Here is a 4,863-nt window from a genome sequence, read left to right as displayed (position 1 = left end):
GTGACAAATGAAATATGTGAGATTACTTGTATTCATGAGGAGCAAGTAACTAATTCAAAAGAGAGATTAAAAAATACTAATAGCAAAGATCTAAGTTCTTTATTTAAAATTTTATCAGATGAAAATAGATTCAAAATATTACATGCTTTAGCTTATGAAGATCAACTATGTGTATGTGACGTAGCCAATATTATTGGAGCAACTATGGCAAATACATCACATCATTTGCAATCATTAAAAAAATTAGGTGTTGTAGATAGTAAAAAAATAGGCAAATTAGTTTATTATTTTAGTTCTGATGATAGGATTGTTGAATTGATAAATTTAGGAAAACAACTAGAACAGGGTGATAGCTATGAGTAAAGAAACTGCTAGTAAAACATACCGAGTAGAGGGATTAAGCTGTACGAATTGTGCTGCTAAATTTGAAAAAAATGTTAAAAGTATTGAAGGTGTAACAGATGCAAAAGTAAACTTTGGTGCTGGAAAAATTAAAGTTGAGGGAACATCTTCCATTCAAGAAATTAAGTCTGCTGGAGCTTTTGAAAATCTAATTATTCAAGATGAGGACAATCAAGAATCTGAAGGGGGACAGAAAGACTCTTTCTTGAAACGTAATTGGAAATTAGTTATTTCAGTAATATTAATAGCGATAGCTTTTTATTTTAGAGCTACTGTAGGCGAGAATGATATCATAACTAAAAGCTTATTTATATCAGCTATCGTTATTGGTGGATTTAGTTTATTTACAGAAGGAATTAAGGATTTACTTAAATTAAACTTTTCAATGGAAGTTTTAATGACAGTAGCAATTATAGGCGCATCAATTATAGGTGAATGGGCTGAAGGTTCTATTGTAGTTATCTTATTCGCTGTTAGTGAAGCCCTTGAACGATTTTCGATGGATAGAGCAAGACAATCTATTCGTTCGTTAATGGATATAGCACCAAAAGAAGCTTTGATTAGAAGAAATAACGAAGAAAAAATGATAAATGTTTCTGATATTCAAATAGGAGATATCATGATTATTAAACCAGGGCAAAAAATAGCTATGGATGGGATAGTCATTAAAGGACATTCTGCTGTTAATCAAGCAGCAATAACGGGTGAGTCTGTTCCAATTGAAAAACAAATTAAGGACGAAATTTTTGCAGGAACTTTAAATGAAGAGGGAATTTTAGAAGTGGAAGTGACTAAACATGTTAATGATACAACCATTGCTAAAATCATTCATTTAGTGGAAGAAGCACAAGGAGAACGAGCACCTGCACAAGCATTCGTTGATAACTTTGCTAAATACTATACCCCTTCTATCATGGCTATTTCGGCTTTAATTATCATTATTCCACCATTGTTTTTTGGTGGTGATTGGAATAAGTGGTTGTACCAGGGTTTATCACTATTAGTAGTTGGTTGTCCTTGTTCATTAGTTATCTCAACACCTGTTTCAATCGTTTCAGCTATTGGAAATTCAGCTAAAAATGGTGTGCTGGTAAAAGGAGGTATTTATCTCGAAGAAATCGGAGGATTAAAAGCAATCGCTTTTGATAAAACAGGGACTTTAACCAAAGGAATGCCTTCTGTAACAGACTTTGTTGTAAGTGACACAAATCAAGAAAATCAGTACTTATCTATCATTTCAGCGTTAGAAATACTTTCTCAACATCCTTTAGCTTCAGCCATTCTTAAAGAAGCTGATAGAAGAGAGTCAAACTATCAAATGATCGATATTATGAATTTTAAATCAGTAACTGGTAAAGGAATTAAAGGTGATTATCAAGGTACAACTTATTTTGTTGGAAGTCCTAAATTATTTGATTCAGAATTAATTAGGCAAGCTAGTGTCATGAAAAATTATGAGAAGTTACAAGAGCAAGGAAAAACCGTCATGATTTTTGGAACAGCACAAAATATTTTGGCAATTATCGCAGTTGCTGATGAATTAAGAAAGTCAAGTTCAGAAGTAATCGCTAAGCTTCATCAGTTAGGTATTGAACATACAATTATGTTAACTGGTGACAATATCAGAACAGCTAAATCAATTGGAGAACAAGTTGGTGTGACAGACATTAAAGGTGATTTAATGCCACAAGATAAGTTAGATTATATTAAAGAGCTTAAAGAAAAGTATGGAAAAGTGGCTATGGTAGGAGACGGAGTAAATGATGCTCCTGCGTTAGCATCAGCAACTGTTGGGATTGCAATGGGTGGGGCTGGAACGGACACTGCTTTAGAAACAGCTGATGTTGCCTTAATGGGTGATGATTTACAAAAGTTACCGTTTATTGTTAATCTTAGTCGAAAAACATTAAAAATTATAAAACAAAATATTACTTTCTCTTTAAGCATTAAATTCTTAGCTTTATTGCTAATTATTCCAGGATGGTTATCACTTTGGATTGCTATTGTTGCAGATATGGGAGCAACTTTATTAGTAACACTTAATGGATTGAGATTGATGAAACAGAAGTAAGAAATAGTTATTTATCTCGTTGATTAACATAATCTCGCTTTTAAGAAGTTCCTATTAAACCGACACATTGCCTTTGTGAGATTGTGATTCACAATCGGTCTATCTCAATACAAAAAAGGAATCCCTTATAATTGGTATTCCTTTTTTTCATTTCTTGTGAAATCACTAAACTACTTCAATGAATGGACATTCATTAGGGGGAGCTGAAGCAATTTATGTAGCCGTTATATTAGGTTATGACAGCATTACTTATGGAGCTGCCGGATCAGGGTTAACTGATGAACAGATAAAAAAATATAAAGGCCAAATAATTAATATATACGATACATCAGACATTGTAACAAGTGGATTTTTAACTGGTGGTCAACAAAAGATACCTTTTTTAAGTATAGGAATAGATAATGCTGGATGGAAAACAGCAGGACATTCGAGAGAACAGTTTAAATTGGATAAAAATGGAAATTATATTAATAAATATGGAGAAATTGCCATTTATTCTGATTTGAATGGTGGCATTTCAATTGAGCAAACGTTACTAGCTCAACAAATTATTGCAAATAATCAAACAATGCGTACAGTTAAGGAGCATTTAGGAAATACTAAGAATCGTCGTTTACTATTTGATAAATTAAAGAAAGAAAATAAACTTTTACAAGAACAAATTGAAAGTTTTTCTAAACTTAATAAATTAAGAGCTAAGTTTCAAAAAAGTGGAGGCGGTATATCTTACAATGAACAGATATATTTAGATGATAGCCAAGCACTTACAGTTATTCAATCAGCTTCAGCTTCTTTTTCATTGGCAATGGAAATGTTATTAAAGATATATAAAGATGGGATAAATGACTTAGAGAGATTATGGGAAAAAAAACGTTCAGAAGCATTAAATAGCGCTCCTGAACTTAGTTATCATGAAGTAATGGAGGTTTTATCATCAGTTGGATGTACAAAACAAAGAATGGTCACAATTCCAAGTGAATACTTTAGAACAAAAATTGATAAAGTCAGTCAGATGGATGAGACATTTAGTCGCTTATCGTCAGAAATAAAATCTAAAATAGCTGAACTTGTACAAAGAGATAGTGATCTGGCTCGTCAATTAATGAGTTAATAAAAGGAGAATTTTTAGTGACTAATAAAGAAGAAAGACTATTAAAAAATTACCAACAAAAAGTGCGAGAATTGGAAGAACAAGAAGATGAAATAAAACATTTTCAAAGGAAGGGCCAACAAATAGCTGATGATGCTTATGCAGAGATACGTCATCTACTAAACAATTCTGAAGATTCAAATGAAATTTTAAACGAATCTCGTAAGGAGTTATCGATGTTAGAAGAAGAGTATACGTTAACATTGAGTCATGAAAGAAGAAAACTACTAGTTAAAAAAGATGAGTTAGAACAAACTTATCGTAATGATTTAAAAAAGACAAGAGAAGGTGATTAATTTTGTCAGAAGTACTTGAAAAGCTATTAAAAGAGTTTAAAAAAAATGTTCAAAAATCAAAAGTAAGAGCAGTGGGACGTTCTGGTGTTAATTCAATGGGAAAATTAAAAAAGAAGGTAAAATCTTCAGGTGAACAAGAAAGTAAATCGGCAAAAGCTTCAATTTCTAAGGCAACAACAGGATTACAGGCAACTGTTAAAGGTCAATTTGGTAAGAAAGTTACAGAAGTATTCGACCAACAACAAAAGACACTCGATAAATTTTAATGAGTAAGAGGGGTGTTTAATATTACTGGTAATATTAAAAAGTCTATAAATGATTTAGAAGATTCATGGAAACAAACAAAACCTCAACTAAAGAACCAAATGCTTGAAGAAAATAAAGATAATCCATTAGGAGTTATGAGGGCTATTAAAGAATTGGACGACATTCAGCAACGACTAACTAATTTATTGTCTGATACTTTTTCTGAAGCGGAACGAGTTAAAGAAATGTATCAATTTGCTCAGGCAGTGAAAGAGAGTCATGAGTACCAACAATCTAAACGAAAGAAAAAATAGGGTTCTGTTGCAAAGTTAAAAAAATAAAAGCAATTTCTATATATGAGCTAATCTTATACAGTCTGTATCAGTAAATTTACAGGAGAAAAACTTTTGATGTTACTAATAATAAAAGGTACGAAATAAAGATAAAAAATATGTCAAATTATTCAGGGAAAATTTCAGCCGTTGTAGAAAATGAGCAATTATTTGCAAAGTATCATCAAAATTTTTTAGAAATTAGAGTTCACTAAACTCAACAAATTAATGAATTAAATTAATGAGTTAACATAAATCAAATTATACCTAGTGAAATCAAAGACAATCAAACTTGTACTTGATTATTACAATCTGTTTATATATAATCAAGTATGAACTTGAATGAGTGATTTTGGAGGAATAAAC

6 protein-coding genes are annotated in these 4,863 nt (G+C 31.4%); all 6 read left to right on the top strand.

The features are described 5' to 3' along the window. The 6 genes from JNUCC83_RS12460 to JNUCC83_RS12435 all read left to right on the top strand — a co-directional run bounded on the left by JNUCC83_RS12460 (position 1) and on the right by JNUCC83_RS12435 (position 4,479). On the top strand, positions 1-363 hold the full coding sequence (locus JNUCC83_RS12460) for an ArsR/SmtB family transcription factor (RefSeq protein ID WP_079348685.1): 363 nt from the start codon (positions 1-3) through the stop codon (positions 361-363). After that, a complete protein-coding gene (locus JNUCC83_RS12455) occupies positions 356-2,473 on the top strand; it encodes a heavy metal translocating P-type ATPase (protein WP_454461412.1) in 2,118 nt (705 codons plus the stop codon). The genes JNUCC83_RS12460 and JNUCC83_RS12455 overlap by 8 nt, the downstream gene beginning before the upstream one ends. 178 nt (positions 2,474-2,651) lie before the next feature. Beyond that, positions 2,652-3,584: an alpha/beta hydrolase family protein gene (locus JNUCC83_RS12450; protein WP_454461411.1), complete on the top strand. Its 933-nt coding sequence runs from the start codon at positions 2,652-2,654 to the stop codon at positions 3,582-3,584. 17 nt (positions 3,585-3,601) lie between these two features. Beyond that, entirely contained in the window at positions 3,602-3,919 is a 318-nt protein-coding gene (locus JNUCC83_RS12445; RefSeq protein ID WP_454461410.1) for a hypothetical protein, read from the top strand. 2 nt (positions 3,920-3,921) lie between these two features. Continuing rightward, positions 3,922-4,185, top strand: a complete 264-nt coding sequence (locus JNUCC83_RS12440; protein WP_454461409.1) for a hypothetical protein — start codon at positions 3,922-3,924, stop codon at positions 4,183-4,185. Between the two features lie 12 nt (positions 4,186-4,197). Beyond that, positions 4,198-4,479, top strand: a complete 282-nt coding sequence (locus JNUCC83_RS12435) for a hypothetical protein (RefSeq protein WP_454461408.1) — start codon at positions 4,198-4,200, stop codon at positions 4,477-4,479. The last annotated feature ends 384 nt before the right edge of the window (positions 4,480-4,863 follow it).

The organism is Vagococcus sp. JNUCC 83, from assembly GCF_053667615.1.
The sequence above is the reverse complement of the archived record's forward strand: the minus strand, read 5'-3'. Positions and strand labels throughout refer to the sequence as shown.

What these genes read in the sequence shown, in the direction of transcription:
- JNUCC83_RS12450 (WP_454461411.1), top strand. Translation starts at nt 2,652, where the DNA reads ATGAATGGACATTCATTAGGGGGAGCTGAAGCAATTTATGTAGCCGTT.
- JNUCC83_RS12455 (WP_454461412.1), top strand. Translation starts at nt 356, where the DNA reads ATGAGTAAAGAAACTGCTAGTAAAACATACCGAGTAGAGGGATTAAGC.